The organism is Sphingomonas gellani (genome assembly GCF_900110035.1).
Taxonomy (GTDB): domain Bacteria; phylum Pseudomonadota; class Alphaproteobacteria; order Sphingomonadales; family Sphingomonadaceae; genus Sphingomonas; species Sphingomonas gellani.
This window is the reverse complement of the sequence record NZ_FOCF01000001.1, coordinates 264,818-289,560: the sequence shown is the minus strand read 5'-3', so window position 1 is coordinate 289,560 and position 24,743 is coordinate 264,818. Positions and strand designations below refer to the sequence as shown.

Here is a 24,743-nt window from a genome sequence, read left to right as displayed (position 1 = left end):
TTACGCCCCGCGCGCCGGTTCCCGCAACCCGATCACGGTGACCACCAGCGCGATCGCGACCACGGCCATCGTGTACCAGAGGCCTGCGAACGGATCGCCGGTCCGCGCCACGATATACTGGCTGATGAACGGCAGAAATCCGCCGAAGTATCCCGTGCCGACATGATACGGGATCGACAGCGACGAGTAGCGGATCTCCGGCGGAAACATCTCCGACAACAGCGCGGCGACGGGGCCGTAGGTGACGCCGGACAACGCCCCCAGCATCAGGATCGCGAGCATGATGATCGCGATGTTACCAGCGGACGGACGAACCGGATCCAGCCGATATCCGGCCCGCGTCAAGGCCGCATCCAGCGCCGCCGGGGACAGGTCCGCCTGTGGCTCATCGTCGATCGTCACCACCGTGGCCGGGCTGGTCGCCTTGACATAGGCGATGCCCTTCTTGCTGAAATAATCGAGCAGTTGCCCACACTTGTCGCCCTGTTCGCGCGCGAATGGGCTATAAGCGCAATGCGGGCCGGAGATCACGACCGGTGCGTCGACCGCCGCGCGCGACAGGCCGGGGTTGGCGGCCGCCGCGATGATCCAGAAGATCGGGAACAACAGCACCAGCGTCAGGGCATAACCGGTCACGATCGGCGCCTTGCGCCCGATACGATCGGACAAGCGGCCGAACAAGATGAACCAGCCCAGCCCGAACAGCGCGCCTGCGCCGACGATCAGCTGAGCCGTGGTCTCCTCGACCCGCATGGTGGTTTGCAGGAACGACAGGACAGTGAACATCGCCGTGTACCAAATCACCGTCAGGCCTGCGGCGATGCCGAACAGTACCACCAGCATCCGCCGGACGTTTCCCGGATAGCGAAAGCTGGCCAGCACCGGATTGCGGCACCGTTCGCCCTGATCGCGCATCGCGACGAACACCGGGCTCTCCGACAGCTTCAGCCGCATCCAGAGCGACACGGCGAGCAGCACCGTGGAAAACAGGAAGGGCAGGCGCCATCCCCACTCGCTCCATGTCACGGCGGGCAGCGCGCCTTTGATGACCAGCACGACCAGCAGGCTAAGGATGAAGCCGCCCACCACGCCGGCCTGGATGAAGCTGGTGTAGAAACCGCTCTTCCCCTTCGGTGAATGCTCGGCCACGTAGATCGCCGCTCCGCCGTACTCGCCGCCCAGCGCCAGCCCCTGCGCGATCCGCAACAGCAGCACCAGCACCGGCGCGGCGAAGCCGATCGTCGCCGCCGACGGAATGAAGCCGACGCCGGCGGTCGCGACGCCCATCAGCGTGATCGTGACCAGGAACGTGTATTTGCGCCCGAGACGATCGCCCAGATAGCCGAAGATCACCGCGCCCAGCGGCCGGAACCCGAACCCGACCGCGAACCCGGCCCATGCGAGAAGCGTCTGGACCAGCTCGTTGCTGGCGGGGAAGAACGCCCGCCCGATTATTCCCGACGCAGCCAGCGTGCCGTAGATGAAGAAGTCGTACCACTCGAACACCGTGCCAAGTGCGGACGCGGCGATGACGCGCCGGATATCCGCCGGCGAAGGGTCCCGTTCCGCAGGCGCGGGAGTGGCTAGAGATGTATCCGACGTCACGACCCTGACCCTCCCCTGGCCTACGCAGCGTAGCGCGGCCGATGGGGAGGGCAAGCGTCAGCCGCGTCAGGTCACGCCTTCGTGGCGAAGATCATGCGGCCCGGACCCAGTCGGTCGAACACGCGCGGCAGGTCGGCGTCACCCACGGCGAAGCAGCCCTGGCTGCGCCCCAGCATCCCGTGCGTCTTCAACATATCGGGATTGGAGTACCACGCCGCATGGACGACGATGGCACGGCTGAGCGCATTGTTGTTCGTCGGATCGAGGCCGACCAGGCGCTGCGAGCGCCCATGCTTGCCGACATAATAATCGTCGGTGACGAACGCGCCCTCGCAAGAGGCGTTGGAGCCGGGCTGGTTCGAGAAGCGCGACAGCCACCCGCTGTGCGACGGATCGGACCCGCTGCCATGCGCGACCAGGAACGAGGTCGTCGAGCCGTCGACCAGATCGACCAGGTGGAACCGCTTCTGCGATGACGGAGCCGCGAAATCGGCAATCGCGATGCGATCGCGCCGACCGACCCGGCCGCCCTGCCGATCCAGCGCGGCGAGCGCACGACGCATCAGGTCAGGACGCACGGCGCGCGAGTTGACGATGGGCGCGGCAGGCACCGTGGCGGGACGACCAGCAGGCATTGGCAGCTTCATGCCTTCCAGCTGAGCTCGCCCGGCAGCGGACACCGCGCCGGGAACTGCAAGCGCACCGGCGAGAACCAGGCCGTTCTTGATGACCGCACGCCGCTCGCGCTCCGCGCCCAGAAACTTGTTCATGCTAATCCTCAGCAAAGCCCCGGATGGGCACCATGCGAACGGATATAGCCTATCCGACGGTTAATTTCTGTAAGCTTTGCCGATGGTTGCACGCCAATTCACAAGTTTCGGCGCAGTTCCGAGGCGCTTCGTCGCAACGAACGGCGGCATCTTTTCCGCACCTGCTGCGTTGAGCTTTCGAGTCTTGAGTATCACGGAGCGAAACCATGAAGGGGTTCATGATCGCCACGACGCTGCTGGCGTCCGCGTTGGCGGCATCATCTGTACAGGCGGCAGACAGCGGAGCGCTGACCACCGAAATGGCGGCAACGCTGACCCCCAACGCCTATGTCTGGCGCGATGATGTCCAGGCGGGCAACATCAGGATCGTGGTGAGCATCGCCGATCAGCGTGCCTATGTCTACAGGGATTCCGCTCTGGTTGCTGCCTCCACCGTTTCGACGGGGAAAGAGGGCAAGGAAACCCCGGTCGGCGTCTACCCGATCCTGCAGAAGAACGAGAAGCACCGTTCCAACCTCTACAATTCCGCGTCGATGCCCTTCATGCAGCGCCTGACGTGGGACGGCATCGCTATCCACGCCGGTGCGAATCCCGGCTTTCCCGCCTCTCATGGCTGCATCCGGGTGCCGACCGCCTTCGCCAAGCGTCTGTTTGCGATCACGCAGGTCGGCACGACGGTCGAGGTGACCGACGCCTCTGTGGACGGCAGCGAAAGCGGCGAGCCACTCGTCCCGGCCGATGTCGAGGCACGTGCAGCCGCCGAGACGGCGAAGGCGAACGCGACGCAGCTTGCGTCGATCGAGCGCTAAGCGCCCCGTAGGATCAGGACCTCCCCGATCGCGATTTCCACTTTCGCTTGGAAGCAGCGGCCATCCCACGGCCGCTGCTTTGACTGTTGCCCGCACCTCCCAGGTTCAGGACGCGCTCCGGCCTTCGGCATCCTGACGCAGTGTTCGGCCGATGATCGAGAAATCGCGGCCACCCTGCCCCCCAGACACGAGCCGCTCATACAGTTCCGTCGCGCGCTCACCCATGGGTGTAGACGCGCCGCTCGCTTCGGCCGCCTGCATCGCCAGGCGCAGGTCCTTGAGCATCAGTGCCGCGGCGAAACCGCCCGCATAGTCATGATCGGCTGGCGTATCCGGACCGACACGCGCCACGGGGCAGTAACTGGTCATCGACCAGCTCTGCCCCGACGACACGGAGCTGATGTCGTAGAAGGTCTGGAGGTCGAGGCCCAGGGCCTCAGCCAACGCGAACGCCTCGCAGGTCGCAACCATGGTGGCGCCGAGCAGCATGTTGTTGCAGATCTTCGCTCCCTGCCCCGCTCCGCTCGGGCCGGCGTGGATCACCGCCTTCCCCATCGCCGCCAGCACGGGTTCCGCCTGGGCGAATGCCTGTTGGGAACCGCCGACCATGAACGTCAGCGTACCCGCCGCCGCCGCCGCGATGCCGCCCGACACCGGCGCGTCCACAGCCAGCAGCCCCTTGGCGACGGCGGCGCCCGCCACCCTGCGCGCGGTGGCGACATCAATGGTGGAACAATCGATCAGCACCGCGCCGGGCGCCGCGCCGGGGATGGCCGCGTCGGCATAGATGGACTCCACATGGGTCCCGGCAGGAAGCATCGTCACAACCGCCTCCGCCCTCTCCACCGCTTCCACGGCGGTACCGGCGGCCAGACAGCCGGCTGACACGGCGCGTTCCAGCGCCTCCGCCGACAGGTCGAACGCACGCACGTCGTGGCCGGCCTTGGCCAGGTTCGCCGCCATGCCGCCGCCCATGTTGCCCAGACCGATGAATGCGATGCGCGCCATGCCAACCTCTCCAATAAAGCGGAGCCGCAACCGGCACGGCATCTGTGCCCGCTGCCGACCGCGACCCGACCGATGATCGCGCGTTTAGCGCGGCGCAGGAATGTTGGTCAGCCTGCAGGTCGGGCCGCCGGCGACCACCATCCCCAATCTGTTTACCGTCCCGACCACTTGCCCGGGCGTTTGTCGACAAAGGCGCTCATGCCTTCCTTCTGGTCCTGCGTGCCGAACAGGGCGTGGAACAGACGCCGCTCGAACTGGACGCCCTGCGCCAGCCCGCTTTCGAACGCGGCGTTGACCATTTCCTTGTTCGCCTGCGCCGCCAGCGGGGCCATGCCGGCGATCGTCGCGGCGGTCTTCATCGCCTCGTCCACCAGATCGTCGGCGGGAACGATGCGACTGACCAGCCCGGCACGTTCCGCCTCGGCGGCGTCGATCATGCGGCCGGTCAGAACCATTTCCATCGCCTTGGCCTTGCCGACCGCGCGCGTCAGACGCTGCGAGCCGCCCATGCCGGGCGACACGCCGAGCTTGATCTCCGGCTGACCGAACTTCGCCGTGTCGGCCGCCAGGATGAAGTCGCACATCATCGCCAACTCGCAGCCGCCGCCCAGGGCGTAGCCCGCGACCGCCGCGATTACCGGCTTGCGCGTCCGGGTGAAACGATCCCAGCCGCCGAAGAAATCGTCGGCGTACATGTCGGCAAAGCCCTGCGCCTGCATCTCCTTGATGTCGGCGCCCGCGGCGAACGCCTTGGCCGATCCCGTGATGACCGCGCATCGCTGCTCGGGATCGCGATCGAACGCCGCCATCACGTCGAGCAGTTCCGTCAACAGCCGGCTGTTGAGGGCGTTCAGCGCCTCCGGCCGGTTCAGCGTCACCAGCGTGACGGCGTCGCGGCGCTCCACCAGAAGGGTTTCGTAGCTCATGCGGGGCTCCAGGCATCTGCGTCGGGCAGGGGTGCGAAAATCTGGTCGATCAGGTGATCGCTGACCGCGTCGGGGCTCGCCGCGCTCCATCGGGGCGCATTGTCCTTGTCGACGATCACCGCGCGCACGCCCTCCGCGAAATCATGGCGCTGCACAACGCGGCTGGCGACGGCATATTCCATCCGCATCTCGTCTTCGAACGTGCCGATCGTCTCCGATTCCAGCAACAGCTTCAGGCTGACCTTCATCGCCTGCGGCGACTTGGTGCGCAGCGTCGCCAGCGTCTCTGTCGCGAATGGACCACCGTCCGCTTCCAGCGCGGCGAACACATCCTCCAGCGTGTCGGACGCGAACAGCCGGTCGATCGCATCGCTGTGCGTCAGGATGTCGGCGGCCGGCACAGGCTCAGCCAGTGCATCCAAAGCCGCCTCGATCCCCTGCGGGTCGGTCAGGATCGCGGCCTTCGCCTCGTCCAGCCGCTGGGAGGAGATGAAATGCGTCGCCAGCCCCAGCGCCATCAGTTCGCCGCCGTCCAGCCGGTGACCGGTCAGCGCCAGATAGCGTCCGATCCGCCCCGGCAGGCGCGACAGATACCAGCCGCCACCGACGTCCGGAAACAGCCCGATCGCCGTTTCGGGCATGGCGAAGCGTGTGTTCTGCGTCGCAACGCGGAACCGGCAAGGCTGGCTGATACCCACGCCGCCGCCCATGGTGATGCCGTCCATGAAGGCGACCGTCGGCTTGGCATAAGTGAACAGCCGGTGGTTCAGCCGATATTCGGTGAAGAAGAACGCCCGTGCCGCCACGCCGTCCGCCGCGCCGCTGTCGGCCAGCATGCGGATGTCGCCGCCCGCGCAGAATCCGCGCGACAGCTTCGGGTCGCCGTCGGGCGAGGCCAGATGGTCGATCGCCACCGCCTCCACCTCCGGATCGTTCGCCCAATCGTCCAGCGCCCGCAGCATGGCGTCGCACATCGCGGTGTTCAGCGCGTGCAGTTGACGCGGGCGGTTCAGGCGGATGCGACCGACCCGGCCCTCTACCTCCGTCACGATTTCTCCGGGGAAGGCACCGGTCATGGCCGCAACAACTCCCGTCCCACGATCATCCGCATGACCTGGTTGGTCCCTTCCAGAATCGAATGCACGCGCAGGTCGCGCCAGAACCGCTCGATCGGGTAATCCATCAGATATCCGTAACCGCCATGCAGTTGCAGCGCGCGATCGACCACCGACGATCCCGTGTCGGTCGCCAGCCGCTTCGCCATGGCGGCGAACCGCGTCTTGTCCGGCGCATTCGCCGACACCTTAGCCGCCGCCGCGTAGAGCAGCACGCGTGCCGCCTCCAGCTCCGTCGCCATGTCCGCGATCGTGAACTGCGTGTTCTGGAACTCGGCCAGCGCGCGTCCGAACTGCTGGCGATCCTTGGTGTAGCGGATCGCCTCGTCCAGGCATCGCTGCGCCCCGCCCAGCGAGCAGGCGCCAATGTTCAGCCGCCCCCCGTCCAGCCCGGTCATCGCGATGCGGAAGCCCTCACCCAGCCCGCCGACCAGGTTCTCCGCGGGCACGCGGACATTGTCGAACGTCACCTGCCGCGTCGGCTGCGAGTGCCAGCCCAGCTTGCGCTCGTTCGCGCCGAAGCTGACGCCGGGCATGTCCTTTTCGATCACCAGGCAGGAAATGCCTTTAGGCCCCTCCTCCCCCGTGCGGACCATGGTGACGTAGACCTCGTTCTCGCCACCGCCGGAGATGAACTGCTTTGATCCCGAAACCAGCCAGTCGTCGCCGTCGCGCACGGCGCGCGTCTTCAACGCCGCCGCGTCGGACCCGGACGACGGCTCCGTCAGGCAATAGCTGGCCAGTCGGTCCATGGTGACCAGGCTGGGCAGATACTTGTCCTTGACCGCCTGTGCCCCGAAACGGTCGATCATCCACGACGCCATGTTGTGGATGGAGATGAACGCGGAGGTGGAGGGACAACCATAGGCCATCGCCTCCATGATCAGCGCCGCCTCCAGTCGGCCGAGCGCGATGCCGCCCGACTCTTCGCTGACGTAGATGGCGGCGAACCCCAGCGCCGCCGCCTCCTTGATGACATCGCGGGGGAAGATGTGCTTCTCGTCCCATTCGGCGGCGTTCGGCGTGATGCGGTCGGCGGTGAAGCGGCGCGCCAGGTCCTGGATCTCGCGCTGGTCGTCGGTCAGGTCGAACTGGTTCGCGTCGGCCTGCGTCATGCCGGGCACCGCTCGTACCGCTCGGTCGCGCCGGCCTTGCCCTCTGCCTTGACCAGCGTCTTGCCGCCGTCCAGCAAGGTCAGCGTCTGGTCCGCGGTCCATTCCTGACCCTCGCCGGAGAAGGACAGGCGCGCGTCGAGCGTGTCCGGGTGCGTGGCCTTCGCCGATATCAGCTTTGCCCGCGATTTGTAGAAGCGCAGCAAGCGGGGCTCCACCACCATCAGCCCCTTCGCGTCGTCGCGCTTGGGATCGCAGTCGTTCGCCCCCATGCCCCAGCGGCCCAGGAACGGCGCGGGAAAGTCCGCCACAGCGGTCGCGGCCGGGGCATCGATCGGCACCACATGGTTCTGCGGATCCTGCAACAGGTTCTCGTCCGGCGCTTCCTGCACGGTGGCGGCGGAGGTGAAATTGTTGCCGCCCTGCCCCTCGGGATCGCGGCCACAGCCCGCCAGCGCCAGCGCCAACGGGACGCATGCCAGCATCGCCGGTCCTGTCCTCATCCCTTCATCTCCTCTACCCCCGTCACCGGGTGTCGGCGCGTGCTGGGCCGGGAACCGTACCCAAGTCAACCGTCATCCAGCGTTTCCAGCACGCCGCGGACACGTTCCAGCCGTTCGGCGGCATCCTCGATCCGCTCGGCCAGGATCAGCCGATCGCCCTTCTCCGTCAGGTCCGCGAGCGAAGGGTCGGCGGAGAAGCCGGTGCGCGGCGTCAGCGCGATCGCCGCCGGCCCGGCGTCGATCCGGGCGATCTCCAGGGCGGCGGCGCGCAGGCGGATGCGGGCAAGCCCCAGCAGTGCCTCCGCCTCCGCAGGCGGCTTGCCGAACCGGTCCTCCAGCTCCTCCGCCAGACTGTCCAGCGCAACCGTATCGGCGATCCGCGCCAGCCGCGCGTAGGTTGTGATCCGCAATTCCGCCTCCGGGATCCAGTCGGCGGGCAGCCGCCCCTCCAGCCCCAGGTTGATCTCCGGCGTCCAGCGCTCGACATCCTCGCCCCGCGCCTTGCGCAGCGCCGCTTCGAGCAGGAACTGGTACAGTTCCACCCCGATCAGCTTCATGTGTCCCGCCTGGGTTTCGCCGATCAGGTCACCGGCGCCGCGCATGTCCAGATCGCGTGCGGAGATCGCGAAGCCTGCGCCCAGCCGGTCGAATGCCTCCAGCGTCCGCAGCCGCTTGGCGGTCGCAGGCGCGATCTCCTTGTCCGGCTCGGTCAGCAACAGCACCTGTCCGCGCCGGCTGCCGCGCCCCACGCGGCCGCGCAACTGGTGCAACTGCGACAGCCCGAAACGGTCCGCGCGCCACACGATCATGGTGTTGGCGCGCGGCACGTCCAGCCCAGCCTCGATGATGTTCGTCGCGAGCAGCACGTCGTCGTCGCCGTTCGCGAAGCGGATCATCGCCTCGTCGATCTCCTCCACGGGCATCTTGCCATGCGCCTGACGTACCGACAGGTCGGGCACCAGCCGCGCCAGCCGGTCGGCCATGCCCTCCATGTCCTCGATCCGGCTGACCACGACGAAGCTCTGTCCCTCGCGTCCCGCCTCCCGCATCAGCGCGGTGCGCACAGTGGCGTCGTCCCACGCGGCGGTAGAGGTGCGGATCGGCTGCCGCCGCGCGGGCGGGGTCGCGATAACCGACAGTTGCTGCAACCCCACCAATGCCGTCTGCAACGTGCGCGGGATCGGCGTGGCCGACAGCGACAGCACGTGCGTGCCGCCCTCGCCATCCTCCCGGTCGCCCAACGCGCGCAGCTTGGCCTTGTCGGCCGCGCCGAACCGCTGTTCCTCGTCGATCACGACCAGCGCCAGGTCCTTGTAGGTGACGCCCTTCGCCGCCACCGCGCCGGTGCCGACCACCACGCCGATGCTGCCATCGGCCAGCCCGGCCTTGGTCGCCTTTTTCTCCGCCGCGGACGACAGCCGCGACAGGCCGGCGACGGTGATGCCGGTGCCCTCGAACCGCTTGGTGAAGTTCTCCAGATGCTGGCGGACCAGAACGGTGGTCGGCGCCGCCACGATCACCTGCTTGCCGGCGAGCGCGGCCAGCGCGGCGGCGCGCAGTGCGACCTCCGTCTTGCCATAGCCGACATCGCCGATCACCAGACGGTCGCTCGGCTTGCCGCTGGCCAGGTCGGCGCGCACGGCGCCGATCGCGCGGGCCTGATCCGCCGTCTCCGTGAACGGGAAGCCCGCGGCGAAGCGCTCGTACGCCGCCGCGTCGGGGTCGATGACGGGCGCCTCCTGATCGGCACGCTCGGCGGCCAGTCGGGTCAGTTCCCTGGCGCTTTCCGCGATGGCCGCGTCGATTGCGCCGCGCCGCTTGGTCCAGCTCGATCCGTCCAGCTTGTCCAGCGTTACAGCATCGGCATCCGCGCCGTAGCGCCAGATCCGATCCGCCTCGGCCACCGGGACCAGCCGCCGATCATCGCCGGCATAGCCGATGACGATGGCATCGCCCCCACCGACTTCGCTTTCGACGGTCTCGATATCCTGCACCACGCCCAGCCCGAAATCCTCATGAACGACCACGTCGCCCAGCCGGATTTCGCCCGCCGGCCCTTGTAGGGGATCGATCGCGGAGGGTCCGGCGTCGCCCAGCGTCGCGCGGCTGCCGATCAAGTCGGCCGCCGCCACCACCAACAGGCCGTCCTCCTGCCACCCCGCATCGATCGGGAACACCAGCGTGGACACCGTTCCGGCCGCAGCATCCCGCGCCTCTGCCCAGCTTCCCGCGCTCGTGGTTTCACGCTTCAGCGCCTTGGCCACACGGCGGGCCAGAAAGCGGACGTCGCGCTCGCTGCCGGCCAGGACCATGCGTCCGTCCGCATCGAGCACCGCCCCGGCCGCCTTGGCGAGCGCGCGCGCCGGCGCCTTTCGTTCCACGAACCGCTCGACCGGCTCCGTTCCGGCATCGCTCAACACCGTCAGCTGCCGGCCCTTCAAAGCCGCATCCCACGCCTTCGCATCGGCGACCGGCTCCCGCGGGCGTCCGGCACCGGCGGCATCGGCGGCCAATGCCACGAAACGGTTCCTGCGCGTCTCGGCGCCGGGATCCAGCAGAACCCCCGCACCCGGCATATGGTCGAACAGCGTCGCGGTGGCTTTGCCGTCGGGTTCGCTTACCTGTCCGATCTCCAGCCGCTCGACCGTCTCGACGCCGAGTTGGGTGATAGGGTCGTAATGCCGCAGCGAGGCGATGCGCCCGTCCGCCACCTCCACCCGCACCGGTTGCAGGACGTCGGCGGGGAAGATGTCCGCCACCTGGCCGCGCACGGCCATTTCGCCCGGCTCGTCTACCCTATCATCGGCAATATATCCGATCGCCTCCAGCTCTTTGGCGAAAACGCCCAGGTCCAAGGCATCGCCAACCGCCAGCTGAGGCGGGATCGCGTCAAAGGCTTCAGGCGCAAGTACCCGCCGTGCCGCCGCCTCAGCCGTCGTGACAAGCGCCAGCGTCGGACGCCCCTTGTCCTCGTGCGACCGGCGCAGATGACGCAGCGCGGCGACGCGACGACCGGTGTTGCCCGGAGATGCCTGCGCGGAATCGCCCGGCAACGCGTCGCTGGACGGCAGATGGATGACGCGAGCCTCCGGCGCCGCGGCGCGCAACGCGGCGGTCAGGGCCTCGGCCCGCTGTTCGTCCAGCGCCACGATGATCGCGTCACCCTGGGCCAGCGCATCCGCCACACGCGCCGCCGCGACACCCAGCGATGCCACCTCCCCTTCGCGAGGCGCCGTCGTGCCCGCGACCGTCTTCTTGTTCATTGATGCTCCGACTCAACAGGTCGGGCGGCAACGTCGCGGCGGCGGCGCTGTTCCAGACCGTTGAAATCTTTGGCGACCCAGGTTGCCGGACGGGGCTGCGCCTGATCAGCGCGCCGCCTGAACCCTGAACAGATCGTCCGCACCGCACGAGGCTTCAGCCGACGCGCACAAGTGGTCGGAGGCCGACCCCGCCGGATACTCTCGCGGGGCGGGAGTATCCGGACGCCCAGATCAGCTCATGGTCGGAATAACGAAAGCATCCTGGATCCGGCTGGGACCACCATCCTCGCTGCCCCGCGACCCATCCGCCGATCCGTCGGGCCAGCGCTGCGTTACCGTCTTCACCTTGGTCCAGAAGCGGACGCCCTCGGTGCCATGCTGGTTGACGTCGCCGAACGCCGAACGCTTCCACCCGCCGAAACTGTGATACGCGACCGGCACCGGGATCGGCACGTTGATGCCGACCATGCCGACCTCCACCCGCGCGGCGAATTCCCGCGCGGCATGACCGTTGCGGGTGAAGATCGCGACGCCGTTTCCGTACTGATGCCGGCTGGGCAGTGCCACGGCCGCCTCGAAATCGGGCGCGCGCACGATCTGCAGCACGGGGCCGAAGATTTCCTCCTTGTACGACGCCATGTCGGGCGTGACGCGGTCGAACAGGCTGGGCCCGATGAAGAAGCCCTTTTCATGTCCCTGAAGCTGGAACCCACGCCCATCGACGACCAGTTCGGCGCCCTCGTCGACGCCCGTCTGGATCCATTGCTCGACGCGGGCCTTGTGCGCCGCGTTCACCACCGGGCCGTAATGCGCCTCCGGATCGGTCGAGACGCCGACGCGAAGGGCCTCGATCGCCGGGATCAGCTTTTCGCGCAGCGCGTCCGCCGTCCTGTCGCCGACCGGCACCACCACGGGCAGCGCCATGCACCGCTCCCCCGCCGACCCGAACGCCGCGCCCGCCAGGTCGGCCACGACCTGATCCAGGTCGGCGTCCGGCATGACGATGCCGTGGTTCTTGGCCCCGCCCATCGCCTGCACGCGCTTGCCCGCCTCGACGCCGCGCCGGTAGACGTGATGCGCGATGTCGGATGATCCGACGAAGCTGACCGCCGCGATGGCGGGATGATCCAGGATCGCGTCCACCATCTCCTTGTCACCGTGCACGACCTGCAGGATGCCCTCCGGCGCCCCGGCCTCCACCATCAACTCGGCCAGGCGCACCGGAACCGAGGGGTCCCGCTCAGACGGTTTCAGGATGAAGGCGTTGCCGCACGCGATCGCCACGCCGAACATCCACATCGGGATCATGCCCGGGAAGTTGAACGGCGTGATCCCCGCGCCGATGCCCAGCGGCATGCGCATCGAATATACGTCGATGCCGGGCCCGGCGCCGTACGTGTATTTGCCCTTCAGCACATGGGGGATGCCGCAGGCGAACTCGATCACGTCCAGCCCGCGCTGGATGTCGCCCTTCGCGTCCGCGATCACCTTGCCATGTTCGGACGACAGGGTGTGCGCGAGCGAGTCCATCTCCGCCTCGACCAGCTCCTTGAAGCGGAACATGACGCGCGCGCGCCGCTGCGGATTGGTCGCGGCCCATCCAGGTTGCGCCGCCTGCGCTGCCGCCACGGCCCGATCCAGGTCGGCGGCGGTACCCAGCACCACCCGTGCCTGCACCTGACCGGTGTTCGGGTCCCAGACGTCGCCGGTCCGGCCGGTCGCATCGCCCGTGTACCCGGCGATGACGTGCTCGATGCTGCGCATGACTCTCTCCTGTGCGTGTTTGCCCACGCCTTTGCGCCCGGCACCGGTGCGGGGCAACCCGCTGCGGTGGATGCGCGTCAGCGGCTCAGCGCATGGACGATCCCGTACAGGCTGGTCAGGATCAGCACCGCCGACACCAGCAGCAGCAGCATGCGCGTCGGCAACCGCCTGGCGATCAGCGCACCCAGCGGCGCGGCCAGGACACCCCCGACCATCAGGCCCAGCGTGGCGGTGGTGAACGCCGCCCAGCCCAGTTGCGCGATGAATGTCGCGGACACGGTCGCGGTCAGGAAGAACTCGGTCGTGTTCACCGTCCCGATCGTGCGCCGCGGACTGCCGCCCTGCGCCAGCAGGTTGCTGGTCACCACCGGACCCCATCCACCGCCACCCGCCGCATCCAGGAATCCGCCGACGAGCCCCAGCGGCGCGACATAACGCGGTGTCGTCTCCCGCGGCTCGCGATGCCGGATACCCCGCCACAACAGATATAGGCCGATCGCCGCGAGATAGGCCAGCACGAAGGGCCGCGCGACGCCCGCATCGATGTTGCTGAGCACATAGGCGCCAAGGATGCCGCCCGCGATGCCCGGCAGAGCCAGCCTGCGGAACAGGCGCCAGTCGACATTGCGCTGTGCCACATGGCTGATGCCTGATGCCGCCGTCGTGAACGTCTCCACCGTGTGCACGCCAGCCGACGCCGCAGCCGGCGGCACGCCCAGGCTGATGAGCAGCGTGTTGGAAATGACGCCGAACGCCATCCCCAGCGCCCCATCGACAAGCTGCGCCCCGAACCCGACCGCGACGAAGGGCAGCGCCGGGATGATCGCATCGAGGGTCATCGGATGCTCCCCTTGCGGGAGCTGTAAACGAAGCGGCGGGCGTGACCGGACATGATGTGGATGATCGTTGCTCCTTGCAGGGTCATCCTCTCATACGCCCCCGTCCTGCAGCAGGTTCAACACCACTCCTGCTTCCCACGCGCCAAGCCGGCCTTGCCACGCGCCCTGGCCCGTGCGCGTCAGGGCAGCAGCCTTGCCCCAACGGCCCCGATCGGCTAAGGGGAAACGGTCCGGTGGGCAGGTGCCCGCGGAGGTCGGCGCGGAGGAGCATGCTTCTCACGCGCCCTTTTCGCATCGTCGCGACAAGATGCCTCCGCTGGTCCGACCCGCCCGGATGCCGTGGCGGCATACGGCCATGCGGCGGAATGTAGGCCAAGACCACCGGAACCAACCGGTTGGCCGGAAACGACTATTAGGAACCAATTACTTTATGGCAACCCAGGCACAGCCCAGTCGCGACGATTTCGCGGCGATGCTCGATGACATGTTCGGCGGCGCCGACAGCTTCGAGGGACGCGTCGTTCACGGCACCGTGACCGCGATCGAGAATGATCTGGCGGTTATCGACGTCGGGCTGAAGAGCGAGGGCCGCGTGCCTTTGCGCGAGTTCGCCGCCCCCGGCCAGAAGGCCGACCTGAAGGTCGGTGACGAGGTCGAGGTCTATGTCGACCGCGTCGAGAACATGCATGGCGAAGCGATGCTGTCGCGCGATCGCGCCCGCCGCGAAGCCGCATGGGACAAGCTGGAAACCGAATTCGCGAAGTCGGCCCGTGTCGAGGGCGTGATCTTCGGCCGTGTGAAGGGCGGCTTCACCGTCGACCTGTCGGGCGCCGTGGCGTTCCTGCCGGGTAGCCAGGTGGACATCCGTCCGGTTCGCGACGTGCAGCCGCTGATGGACATCCCGCAGCCGTTCCAGATCCTGAAGATGGACCGCAAGCGCGGCAACATCGTGGTGTCGCGTCGCGCTGTGCTCGAAGAAACCCGCGCTGAGCAGCGTTCGGGCCTGATCCAGAGCCTGGCCGAGGGTCAGATCATCGACGGCGTGGTGAAGAACATCACCGATTACGGCGCCTTCGTGGACCTGGGCGGCATCGACGGCCTGCTGCACGTCACCGACCTCAGCTACAAGCGGGTGAACCATCCGTCCGAAGTGCTGAACATCGGCGACACCGTGAAGGTGCAGATCATCCGCATCAACAAGGACACTCAGCGCATCAGCCTGGGCATGAAGCAGCTCGAGTCCGATCCGTGGGACGGCGCGGGCGTGAAATATCCGGTGGGTGCGAAGCTGACCGGCCGCGTCACCAACATCACCGAATATGGTGCGTTCGTGGAGCTGGAGCCGGGCATCGAGGGCCTGGTGCACGTGTCCGAGATGAGCTGGACCAAGAAGAACGTCCATCCGGGCAAGATCGTGTCGACCTCGCAGGAAGTCGACGTGATGGTGCTGGAAGTCGACGCCGAAAAGCGCCGCATCAGCCTGGGCCTGAAGCAGGCGCAGAACAACCCGTGGGAGGCCTTCGCCGCCGCGCACCCGATCGGCTCGACCGTCGAGGGCGAGGTCAAGAACGCCACTGAGTTCGGCCTGTTCATCGGCCTGGACAACGACGTCGACGGCATGGTCCACATGTCCGACATCGCGTGGGGCGTTTCGGGTGAGGACGCGCTGGCCCTGCACCGCAAGGGTGAGACCGTGTCGGCCGTCGTGCTCGACATCGATCCCGAGAAGGAGCGCATCAGCCTGGGCATGAAGCAGCTGGAGCGCGGCGGCCCGGCGGTCGGCGGCGCGTCTTCGGGCAGCGGCGTCAACAAGAACCAGGTCGTCACCGTGACCATCCTGGAGGTTCGCGACGCGGGTCTCGAGGTGCAGGCGGGCGACGATGGCGCGACCGGCTTCATCAAGCGCACCGATCTCGGCCGCGACCGCGACGAGCAGCGTCCGGAGCGTTTCCAGGTCGGCCAGAAGCTGGACGCCATGGTCACCGGCTTCGACCGCTCCAAGAAGCCGACCTTCTCGGTCAAGGCGATGCAGATCGCCGAAGAGAAGCAGGCCGTCGCACAATATGGTTCGTCCGACTCCGGCGCATCGCTGGGCGACATCCTGGGCGAAGCGCTGAAGGCACGTACCCAGCGCTGAGGCACCATGGCGGGTCGGGGCGATAAGTATGTCGCCCCGACCCGTATTGTTGATTTGCATTCGCAACGATTTTGTACGAACAGGATGACGGCCAGTATCTGGCCCTGTGAACTCGCCGGGAACCAGTAATGATCCGTTCAGAACTTGTGCAAAAGATTGCCCAGAGCAATCCGGGGCTCGCCCCGCGCGAGATCGAGACTATCGTCACGACCTTCTTCGACACAATCATCGGCCGGCTGGCGGTGGATGGACGCGTCGAACTGCGCGGCTTCGGCGCGTTTTCGACCCGGGCCCGCGATGCTCGTACCGGCCGCAACCCGCGCACCGGCGAAGTCGTGGACGTGACTGCAAAGCGCGTGCCCTATTTCAAGCCGGGCAAGGAAATGCGCCTGCGCCTCAACGTCTGAGGCAGGCGATAACTTCCAGTCTCACCGGCGCTGAGCGCCGAGTACGAGCGGGCGTGGCGGAATCGGTAGACGCTGCCGACTTAAAATCGGCTTCCGTATGGAGTGCGGGTTCGAGTCCCGCCGTCCGCACCAATGGCATCGTCGGCTCCGCGCCGAGCAATTTGCAGACTTGCGCATCTTTGCTTGCGCGGTCGGCGCAATACTGTCGGAATAGTTATCGTTAACAGCTCACACACACGGCCGGGCGGGTTGAACCGGCACTGACGACCGGACCCTCAATCTATCAGCGGGACTAAGAGCCGCGCCTGGCGATTATCGCTCATTGCCCACTGCGCGAAGCGAGCAGGTGCTGAAATCCCCGTTCGGGGCTGAACCCCATAGATCCCCTACCACTGTCATCACCATTCCGTGCCGCCGGGTAAGCCGGCGTCGGTCAGCGCACTCTACTGATCTGCCGAAGCTGCTCGATCGCTGCGCAGTGTGTGACCGCCCGCTCAACACCCAACCCCGACACAGCTCCTTCCTCCCCAGGGGCTATCCCCCATTCCGGCTTTGGACCGGCCAGCGCGACTACCGACCTGCCAGTACCATAGGCACGGGCGGTGGATCATGGTGGCGAACTCTGCGATGAGACGCGGATGCCAGCCACCCAGCCCCGCGACATGAAGTTTCGTGGCCTCCTGCGGACGGGCCGTGGCGCGGCCCTGCTGCTCCTGATGCTCGCATCCGCCGGCTGCAATCGACGGCCCGACAGCGGCGCGGTGATCGTCAGCGCGATCGGTGGTCCGTTGCGCATGGCGGACCCGGACCGGCGACCGCTCGATACGTCGGAGCGGCTGACGCTCGACTCGCTCGCTCAGGGTCTCGTCCGCTTCGATGCCACGGGCCAGATCGAGCCGGGGCTGGCGGAGCGCTGGACCGTCATCGACGACGGCATGACCTACATCTTCCGCTTGCGCCGTGCGACCTGGCCCGATGAAACGCCCGTTTCCGCCGAAGAGGTCGTCGCCGCACTCCGCAGGCACGTCGCGCCCCGGTCGAGCAACCCGCTCGCCCCTTTCCTCACCGCCGTCGATGCGATCGTGGCGATGACGCCGGAGGTGATCGAGGTCCGGTTGAAGCGGCCGCGCCCCGATCTGCTCAGCCTGTTCGCTCAGCCGGAAATGGCATTGCTGCGCCCGCGCGGCACGGTCGGCACCGGCCCCTTCCGCGTGATCCAGGCCGGCATCGCGCCCTTGCTCCGCCCGGCGCCCGATCCCGATCGCGATCCGGATCAGGAGGTTCGCGACGATGCGGCCAATGACGTCCGGCTGATCGGCGAGAGCGCCGCCATGGCCGTCGCCCGCTTCGCAGCGCGACGGTCGGACCTGGTGGAGGGCGGCACCTTCGCCGACTGGCCACTGGTCGCGGCGGCGCAGGTCGCGCCGGTGAACATCCGCACCGACACGGCCAGCGGGCTGTTCGGACTGGCGATTCTGTCACGCGACGGCTTCTTGGCCGACCCGCGCAACCGGGCCGCGCTGTCCGAGGCGGTCGACCGGGCAGCGGTGCTGGATGCCGTCCAGCCCGGTTGGACCCCGACCGAGACATTGTTGCCCGACCAGCTCGACTCGTCGCTTCCGCCCGCGGCCGCGCCCTGGACGGCACAGGCGCTTGCCGAACGGCGTTTGGCCGCCGCGGCGCAGGTCGCGCTGTGGCCGGGCCCGCCCGTTCGCCTGCGCCTGGCCCTGCCCGATGCGCCGGGCGGCCGCCTGCTGTTCGCCCGCCTTGCCGCCAGCCTGGCCTCTATCGGCGTGACGCTGGATCGCGTCGCGCCCGGCGCGCCGGCGGAGTTGGCGCTGGTTGATGCCGTCGCGCCGTATGACAGCGCCCGCTGGTACCTGGCGACCGCGTGCCGCGCCTGCGGCGATCAGGCCGCCGCCGCGCTGATTGCCGCCCGTGACGCGCCGACGCTGGCGGAGCGATCACGCCTGATCGCCGCGGCCGACGCCGCGCTGACCGCAGATGCCAGCTTCATCCCGCTGGCGCGCCCGCTGCGCTGGTCGCTTGTCGCGCAGCGCCTGACCCGCTGGACGCCGAACGCGCGCGCATGGCACCCGTTGAACCGGCTACGTGCCACCACCACTTCGGTACCATGAACCCGCACCTCACTGCCATGTCCCGGCAACTCCCGATCGGACGTGACGCCGCCGCCGTGCGCCAGCGCATCGAGACGGTGGAACGGCTGTTGGAGGGATTGATCCGTATCCCCGGCACGAACCGTCGCATGGGCCTGGACGTCATCATCGACCTGATCCCGGTCGCCGGCAGCACGATTGGTGCCGGTTTCGGCGCGTATCTGGCCTGGGAGGCGCGCAACCTCGGCATGTCGAAGACGCAGGTTGCGCGCATGGCCGGCAATATCGCCTTCGACTGGGCGCTGGGCATGATCCCGCTGGTCGGCGCGGTGCCGGACTTCTTCTTCCGCTCTAACACCCGCAACCTGCGCATCGTCAAACGCCACCTCGACCGCCATCATCCTGCCACCGCGACGATCGAGGCGCGGCGTTGATCCAGCGTCGCCGCACCTCCGCCTGACGATCTCTGAGTCCGCGCAGGGAGGGACTACCGCGCCCCGCGCCAGATCTTGATCGAGGCGGCCGGGTCCAACCCGCCCTGATGCACAGGGCAGCGGGTGTAGCGGAACTGCTTGTCCAGACAGAACCAGATCTCGTCCAGCCAGCCGTGACGATTGGCCGTGATTCGCATCATATCCGCGCTCATCCCCGGATTAGCCGCCGCCACCGCCCGCGCCAGTCCGCCGGCGGTGATCGCGCCGCGCGACAGGGCATCCATGTCCGGATACCGCAACCGCGCATACAGGCCGGTCGAGCGCTGGAAATAGGCGGCGGGGCGCACGCCCGGCATGCAGGTGCCGTGCTTCGACCATTCATGCTGCAACAGCTGTGCCGACGGCGTCGCGCACATGTTCGCCCGGATCACCGCGCGCGGCAGGATGGGCGTGGACTTGCAATATTGCGGCCAGTCCTTCCCCACCCCGTCCGGCCAAAGCCCGTGCAGCGTGAAGCCGAACCGGTTGCCGCCGCCGCACTGAAAACGGGCGGACGGCTGACGCGCATGACCGCGGCAGTATTCCGGGGCCCAGGTCACAGCCAAGGTGTAGCTGCCGATCGGCAGCACCCGGCTCGGCTGGTCGGCGCTCGGCAGGTCCGGACGCGGACGCTCGACCGTCGCTGGCACCGAGCAGCGATAGGCCTGCCCCTGCGCCGCCACCGGCAGCGACAGCGCCACGACGCCGGTAAGAATCATACGCTTCATTCAACCGTCTCCAGCTCATCAGGCGTTTCGCCGAACCAGGGCAAGGCGTCGACGCGGAACAGGCACACCGCCGCCGCGATCGAGAGCGCAGTGGACAACAGGCTCAGCAACGACAGCATCACGCTCGGGCTGTGCCCCTGGATCAGCGTCATCAGCGTGCCCAAAGCGCCCAGCGCACCCAAGCCCGCCATCATCCCGCCCAACATCCCATGAAGCTGCGGATTGGCGATCACCGCCGGGTTCTGGTCCAGCATGGCCCGCCGCGCGGTCCAGCCGACCGACGTGTTCGCCAGCCCCAGCGCGATCGACGCCAGGTACAGGCGTTCGAACGTCACGATCGATGGCGGCCGCTGCATCAGCCCACCATCTTCCCCGTCCAGCCCGACCATGCTCCGTCCCCCCCCCTGTTACCCTCTCGACGCCGCGTCAGCGCGCGGTCGCCACGTCCAGTCCGATGTCCGCCGCCGGTGCCGACTGGGTAAGCCGCCCGACGGAAATGAAGCTGACCCCGGTGTCCGCAACCGCGCCGATCGTGTCCAGGTCGATGCCACCCGACGCTTCCGTCGGCACGCGCCCGGCGACCATGGCTACTGCCTCGCGCAGAGTCGCGGGCGGCATGTTGTCGAGCAGCAGGTGCGTCGCCCCCGCCTCCAGCGCGGGCGCGATCTGATCCAGCCGGTCCACCTCGACGATGATGGATGCGATACCCGCCAACCGCGCCCGCTTCACGGCGGGGCCGATGCCGCCGGCGACCGCGACATGGTTGTCCTTTATCATCGCCGCGTCCCACAAGCCCATGCGATGGTTCGTCGCGCCGCCCATGCGGGTGGCATATTTCTCCAGCCGCCGCAGCCCGGGGATCGTCTTGCGCGTGTCGAGCAACCGCGCGCCGCTGCCCGCGATACGATCGGCATAGGACCGGGTCAGCGTGGCGATGCCCGACAGATGCTGCACCGTATTCAGCGCCGACCGCTCCGCCGTCAGCATCGCGCGGGCGTTGCCCTCCATCCGCATCAGCGCCGTGCCCGGCTCTACCCGGTCGCCGTCCGCCACCAGCCGCTCCACCTGCATGTCCGGATCGAGCGCACGAAAGAACGCCTCCGCCAGCGGCAGGCCCGCGGCCACGATCGTATCGCGGCTGTCCATCACCGCACGGAACCGGGCGTCGGCCGGGATCACGGCCGTGGAGGTAATATCGCCGGCATCGCCCAGATCCTCCGCCAGCACGTCCCGGACAAAAGCGGCGGGGTCGAACCCGTCAAGGGCGAACGGCACGGTCATCGCGGGGGTCGGGCTCCTGAGGGATCACGCCTCGATAGCATGGTTGCACGCCAAGGCCAGCCGAACCGCCACGCCGGCACAGCGAACGGATCGGACGCCCGCGCGTTACCCTGTGAAAGGAGATCGCTTGATGCCCGACACGAACCCCAGTAACACCGACGCCAGCGACATCGCCGCCACCACGAATGCCCGCGACGACCGCAACGCAGCGTCGGTGCTGAACGATCAAGGTTCCGACACGATGGTCGGCGGCGGCGGCCTTGGCGGGGTTGCCGCGGCGGACGATCCGCTCAGCGGCACGGCGGCGGCGGGCACGGGCACCGCGCCGAACGCGGTGATCGACGTGCCCTTGCCCGCCGGGACGCTGGACGAGCATGGCCAGAACCCCTCCGCCACCCGCGCCGTGCAGGAAGAGGCCGCCGCCAACCCCTCTCCCGACGAGAACCCTCTGTCCCGCTCGGACGAGCCCGGTCATGATGGCCCCGCGACCGTCGGAGGCCGGCGATGAGCAAGAACAAGCATTCCGACGATCACGACGACCTGTCGCGCGATGACGTCCTTCAGCTCGGGCTTGTCCGTACGCAGGCGGCGATGGCCGAAACCGGCGATCGCGTGGTGGTCGTGCTGGAAGGCCGCGACGCGGCGGGCAAGGACGGCGCGATCCGCACGATCGTCCAGCATCTGTCGATCCGCAACACGCGCGTGGTGGCCCTGCCCAAACCCAGCGACCGCGAACGGTCGCAATGGTATTTCCAGCGCTATGCCGGCCATCTGCCCGCGGCGGGCGAACTCGTGATCTTCAACCGCAGCTGGTACAATCGCGGCGGCGTGGAGGTCGTGATGAATTTCTCCACCCCGGAGGAACAGGCCCGCTTCCTCGACGACGCGCCGGTGTTCGAGGCGATGCTGGTCGAAAGCGGCATTCGCCTGGTCAAGTTCTGGCTCGACATCGACAAGGACACGCAGGCCGAACGGCTGGAGTCGCGGCGCAGCGATCCGCTGAAGGCGCTGAAGACGTCACCGCTCGACGCGGTCGCGCAGGAAAAGTGGGACAGCTATTCCGCCGCGCGCGACACCATGCTGGCGCGCACCCACAGCGCCATCGCTCCGTGGATCGTCGTGCGCGGCGACCACAAGAAACAGGCTCGGCGCGCGATCATCCAGCACCTGCTGCGCACGATCGCGCCGCCTGACGTGGCGACCGAGGTGGACCTGCCCGATCCGGCGATCCTGTTTCCATTCGATCGTGCCGCGACCAGCGACGGTCGGCTGGCGCGTTGATGATCGTGAGGCTGTGAGGATCAACCCGGCTACCGGCCCGATCGGACCCGGTAGCCGACGCCTCTGCTCGGCCGGGAACTCGCGCTAAGTCCGGCCAATCGGCCGGTCCAGGCCGGCCTGCGGTCAGTCGCCCGTGACCCGCGCCGGACCCAGGTCGCCCTGCCCGACGCTGCTGCTCGCCATGCTCAGCATCGCATCCAGGCTCTTCTTCGCACGCAGGCGCAGTCCTTCCTCGATCTCGATCTGCGGTTTCAGGTCGCGCAGCGCCACGTACAGCTTTTCCATCGTGTTGAGCGCCATGTACGGACAGATGTTGCAGTTGCAGTTGCCGTCCGCACCTGGGGCACCGATGAAGTGCTTGCCCGGAAGCGCCTTTTCCATCTGGTGGATGATGTGCGGTTCGGTCGCGACGATCAGCGTGTCGCCCGACATCGCCTTTGCATAATCAAGGATGCCGCGGGTCGAGCCGACATAATCGGCATGATCCAGGATCACCGCCGGACATTCCGGATGCGCGGCGATCGGCGCGGTGGGATGCTGCGCGCGCAGCTTGAGGAGCTCGGTTTCGCTGAACGCCTCGTGCACGATGCACACCCCCGGCCACAGCAACAGGTCGCGTCCGGTCTTGCGCGCCAGATAGCCGCCCAGATTGCGGTCGGGGCCGAAGATGATCTTCTGGTCCGCAGGCAGCTTCGCCAGGATCGTCTCCGCGGATGAGGAGGTGACGATGATGTCGCTCAGCCCCTTCACTTCCGCCGAACAGTTGATGTAGGTCAGCGCGATATGATCCGGGTGCGCCGCGCGGAATGCAGCGAACTGTTCCGGCGGGCAGCTGTCCTCGAGCGAGCATCCGGCGTCCATGTCGGGCAGCACCACCGTCTTGTTCGGTGATAGGATCTTGGCCGTTTCCGCCATGAAGCGAACGCCGCAGAACGCGATCACGTCCGCGTCGGTCTCCGCCGCCTTGCGGCTGAGGTCCAGGCTGTCGCCGACGAAATCCGCCAGGTCCTGCAACTCCGGCTTCTGGTAGTAATGCGCCAGCACCACCGCGTTGCGTTCGCGACGCAGACGATCGATTTCCGCACGCAGGTCTAGGCCGGACAGGTTCAGGGGTTGTTCCATGGACCGGCATTTGGCCCGCGCGCGCGCATCGATCAAGTCTCCGCCACATTCTGCCTTTGCGGGGGGCGAGATGTTCTATCTCGGGTTTGCAGCCGACAGGCCCCACATCGCGTGGCATGACTGCCTCGTCTCTTTCCTCCAGGCCGCGCCTGCGCCTGCCCTCATTCGGTGTCCAGGTCCTGTTGGGCATGATCGCGGGCGTCCTGCTCGGTCTGATCGCGCGCGACCTGCCGCACACTCCGGGACAGGCGACCGCGCTCGGCGAGGCATTGCGGACGGTGGGCCAGATCTTCGTTCAGTTGCTGAAGGCGCTGGTGCCGCCGCTGGTGTTCGCCGCGATCGTCGGATCGGTGGCGGCGCTGCGCGACCTGCAGAACGCGGCGCGGCTGGTCGCCCAGACGCTGATATGGTTCGCCATCACCGCGCTGATCGCCGTGTCGATCGGCATCGTGCTGGGCGTGGTGATCCAGCCCGGACTGCATGCCGGCATCGACCGCGCCGCCGCCGTCGCCCCGACCAGCACGGGGTCGTGGATCGACTTCCTGAAGGGGCTGGTGCCGGTCAATTTCATCGGCCTGACCGCGTCCACTTCGCTGGAGGACGGGCATGCCAGCACGGGCCTGTCGTTCAACGTGTTGCAGATCATGGTGGTGGCGGTCGCGGTGGGCACGGCGGCGGTGCGGCTGGGACACGACGGCGAGCCTTTCCTAGCCTTCAACGCGTCGCTGCTCGCCATCATGCGCCGGCTGCTGCGCTGGGTCATCGCCCTGACGCCGATCGGCACCGCCGCGCTGATCGGGGATGCCGTCGCCCGCTATGGCTGGTCGACCATGGGTGCGCTGGGCAGCTTCGTCGGCGCCGTGTATCTGGGCCTCGCGCTGGTGATGCTGGTCGTCTACCCATTGCTGCTTACCGCGCACGGTCTCAGCCCGTGGCGCTTCTTCACCTCAGCATGGCCCGCGATACAACTCGGCTTCGTGTCGCGTTCGTCGGTCGGCACGCTGCCAGTGACCGAGGAGGTGACGGAACGTGCCCTTGGCGTGCCGCGCGCCTATGCCGCCTTTGCCGTTCCGCTCGGCGCCACGACCAAGATGGACGGGTGCGCCGCCATTTATCCGGCAATCGCCGCCATCTTCGTCGCGCAGTTCTTCGGCGTGCCCTTGTCGCTGTCGCACTATCTGCTGATCGTGTTCGTCGCCGTCATGGGCTCCGCCGCCACGGCCGGCCTGACGGGAGCGACCGTGATGCTGACGCTGACGCTCACCACGCTCGGCCTGCCGCTGGAGGGCGCGGGGCTGCTGCTGGCGATCGATCCCATCCTCGACATGGGGCGCACGGCCGTCAACGTGGCAGGACAGAGCCTGATCCCGACGATCGTCGCCAAGCGGCTCGGCATCCTCGACATGGACCGGTTCCGGTCGGGCGACACGGTCGGCAACCCGCGCGGCACGGCGGAACCGCTGCCCGCCTGAGCCGACGGGCC

The 24,743-nt window shown here is 67.8% G+C and carries 22 protein-coding genes and 1 tRNA gene; 9 read left to right on the top strand and 14 right to left on the bottom strand.

Features of this window, described 5'->3' with window-relative positions:
* Both BMX37_RS01535 and BMX37_RS01530 read right to left on the bottom strand, forming a co-directional pair.
* A complete protein-coding gene (locus tag BMX37_RS01535; protein WP_244501334.1) occupies positions 1–1,605 on the bottom strand; it encodes an MFS transporter in 1,605 nt (534 codons plus the stop codon).
* Between the two features lie 71 nt (positions 1,606–1,676).
* Positions 1,677–2,375: a murein L,D-transpeptidase catalytic domain family protein gene (locus tag BMX37_RS01530; protein ID WP_093663708.1), complete on the bottom strand. Its 699-nt coding sequence runs from the start codon at positions 2,373–2,375 to the stop codon at positions 1,677–1,679.
* Between the two features lie 206 nt (positions 2,376–2,581).
* Between BMX37_RS01530 and BMX37_RS01525 the strand changes: the two genes are divergently transcribed.
* Positions 2,582–3,184, top strand: coding sequence for a L,D-transpeptidase family protein (locus tag BMX37_RS01525; protein ID WP_093663707.1), 603 nt, complete (start codon positions 2,582–2,584; stop codon positions 3,182–3,184).
* A 105-nt stretch (positions 3,185–3,289) separates the two neighbouring features.
* On the opposite strand, the gene mmsB is transcribed toward BMX37_RS01525, so the two are convergent.
* The 8 genes from mmsB to BMX37_RS01485 all read right to left on the bottom strand — a co-directional run bounded on the left by mmsB (position 3,290) and on the right by BMX37_RS01485 (position 13,714).
* Positions 3,290–4,234, bottom strand: a complete 945-nt coding sequence (gene mmsB / locus BMX37_RS01520) for a 3-hydroxyisobutyrate dehydrogenase (RefSeq protein ID WP_425288420.1) — start codon at positions 4,232–4,234, stop codon at positions 3,290–3,292.
* A gap of 110 nt (positions 4,235–4,344) precedes the next feature.
* Positions 4,345–5,118, bottom strand: coding sequence for an enoyl-CoA hydratase (locus BMX37_RS01515; RefSeq protein WP_093663705.1), 774 nt, complete (start codon positions 5,116–5,118; stop codon positions 4,345–4,347).
* Entirely contained in the window at positions 5,115–6,194 is a 1,080-nt protein-coding gene (locus BMX37_RS01510) for an enoyl-CoA hydratase/isomerase family protein (RefSeq protein WP_093663704.1), read from the bottom strand. The genes BMX37_RS01515 and BMX37_RS01510 overlap by 4 nt, the downstream gene beginning before the upstream one ends.
* Entirely contained in the window at positions 6,191–7,348 is a 1,158-nt protein-coding gene (locus BMX37_RS01505; protein ID WP_093663703.1) for an acyl-CoA dehydrogenase family protein, read from the bottom strand. Before BMX37_RS01505 ends, BMX37_RS01510 begins: the two co-directional genes overlap by 4 nt.
* The gene (locus BMX37_RS01500; RefSeq protein WP_139197928.1) at positions 7,345–7,848 is read right to left on the bottom strand and encodes a hypothetical protein; all 504 of its coding nucleotides are present in this window, start codon (positions 7,846–7,848) and stop codon (positions 7,345–7,347) included. Before BMX37_RS01500 ends, BMX37_RS01505 begins: the two co-directional genes overlap by 4 nt.
* 65 nt (positions 7,849–7,913) lie before the next feature.
* Entirely contained in the window at positions 7,914–11,111 is a 3,198-nt protein-coding gene (locus BMX37_RS01495) for a helicase-related protein (protein ID WP_093663701.1), read from the bottom strand.
* 231 nt (positions 11,112–11,342) lie between these two features.
* On the bottom strand, positions 11,343–12,875 hold the full coding sequence (locus tag BMX37_RS01490; RefSeq protein WP_093663700.1) for a CoA-acylating methylmalonate-semialdehyde dehydrogenase: 1,533 nt from the start codon (positions 12,873–12,875) through the stop codon (positions 11,343–11,345).
* A gap of 77 nt (positions 12,876–12,952) precedes the next feature.
* A complete protein-coding gene (locus BMX37_RS01485) occupies positions 12,953–13,714 on the bottom strand; it encodes a sulfite exporter TauE/SafE family protein (protein ID WP_093663699.1) in 762 nt (253 codons plus the stop codon).
* A 430-nt stretch (positions 13,715–14,144) separates the two neighbouring features.
* On the opposite strand from BMX37_RS01485, the gene rpsA reads away from it, so the two are divergent.
* The 5 genes from rpsA (at position 14,145) to BMX37_RS01460 (ending at position 18,809) form a co-directional block, all read left to right on the top strand.
* Positions 14,145–15,851 carry a 30S ribosomal protein S1 gene (gene rpsA, locus BMX37_RS01480; RefSeq protein WP_093663698.1) on the top strand — a complete coding sequence of 569 codons (1,707 nt, stop codon included), beginning with the start codon at positions 14,145–14,147 and terminating at the stop codon, positions 15,849–15,851.
* A gap of 128 nt (positions 15,852–15,979) precedes the next feature.
* Positions 15,980–16,258 carry an integration host factor subunit beta gene (locus tag BMX37_RS01475; protein ID WP_093663697.1) on the top strand — a complete coding sequence of 93 codons (279 nt, stop codon included), beginning with the start codon at positions 15,980–15,982 and terminating at the stop codon, positions 16,256–16,258.
* Between the two features lie 47 nt (positions 16,259–16,305).
* Positions 16,306–16,390 (top strand) — tRNA-Leu (locus BMX37_RS01470).
* 506 nt (positions 16,391–16,896) lie between these two features.
* Positions 16,897–18,396, top strand: coding sequence for an ABC transporter substrate-binding protein (locus BMX37_RS01465; protein WP_244501333.1), 1,500 nt, complete (start codon positions 16,897–16,899; stop codon positions 18,394–18,396).
* Between the two features lie 17 nt (positions 18,397–18,413).
* On the top strand, positions 18,414–18,809 hold the full coding sequence (locus BMX37_RS01460) for a DUF4112 domain-containing protein (RefSeq protein WP_244501332.1): 396 nt from the start codon (positions 18,414–18,416) through the stop codon (positions 18,807–18,809).
* 53 nt (positions 18,810–18,862) lie between these two features.
* Here BMX37_RS01460 and BMX37_RS01455 read toward each other — a convergent pair whose 3' ends face one another.
* The 3 genes from BMX37_RS01455 to nadC are packed head-to-tail and all read right to left on the bottom strand — an operon-like array spanning position 18,863 to position 20,851.
* The gene (locus tag BMX37_RS01455) at positions 18,863–19,576 is read right to left on the bottom strand and encodes a ribonuclease T2 family protein (protein WP_093663695.1); all 714 of its coding nucleotides are present in this window, start codon (positions 19,574–19,576) and stop codon (positions 18,863–18,865) included.
* Positions 19,573–19,965, bottom strand: coding sequence for a hypothetical protein (locus BMX37_RS01450; RefSeq protein WP_093663694.1), 393 nt, complete (start codon positions 19,963–19,965; stop codon positions 19,573–19,575). Before BMX37_RS01450 ends, BMX37_RS01455 begins: the two co-directional genes overlap by 4 nt.
* Positions 19,966–20,002: 37 nt before the next feature.
* Positions 20,003–20,851, bottom strand: a complete 849-nt coding sequence (gene nadC, locus BMX37_RS01445; protein WP_170841828.1) for a carboxylating nicotinate-nucleotide diphosphorylase — start codon at positions 20,849–20,851, stop codon at positions 20,003–20,005.
* Between the two features lie 136 nt (positions 20,852–20,987).
* Here nadC and BMX37_RS01440 point away from each other — a divergent pair, with 136 nt between their 5' ends.
* The gene (locus tag BMX37_RS01440; RefSeq protein ID WP_093663692.1) at positions 20,988–21,365 is read left to right on the top strand and encodes a hypothetical protein; all 378 of its coding nucleotides are present in this window, start codon (positions 20,988–20,990) and stop codon (positions 21,363–21,365) included.
* Complete coding sequence (gene ppk2 / locus BMX37_RS01435) at positions 21,362–22,138, top strand: polyphosphate kinase 2 (RefSeq protein WP_093663691.1); 777 nt, start codon at positions 21,362–21,364, stop codon at positions 22,136–22,138. The genes BMX37_RS01440 and ppk2 overlap by 4 nt, the downstream gene beginning before the upstream one ends.
* 123 nt (positions 22,139–22,261) lie before the next feature.
* Here ppk2 and nadA read toward each other — a convergent pair whose 3' ends face one another.
* Positions 22,262–23,260: a quinolinate synthase NadA gene (nadA, locus tag BMX37_RS01430; protein ID WP_093664216.1), complete on the bottom strand. Its 999-nt coding sequence runs from the start codon at positions 23,258–23,260 to the stop codon at positions 22,262–22,264.
* Positions 23,261–23,376: 116 nt separating this feature from the next.
* Here nadA and BMX37_RS01425 point away from each other — a divergent pair, with 116 nt between their 5' ends.
* Positions 23,377–24,732, top strand: coding sequence for a dicarboxylate/amino acid:cation symporter (locus tag BMX37_RS01425; RefSeq protein WP_093663690.1), 1,356 nt, complete (start codon positions 23,377–23,379; stop codon positions 24,730–24,732).
* Positions 24,733–24,743: the final 11 nt, after the last annotated feature.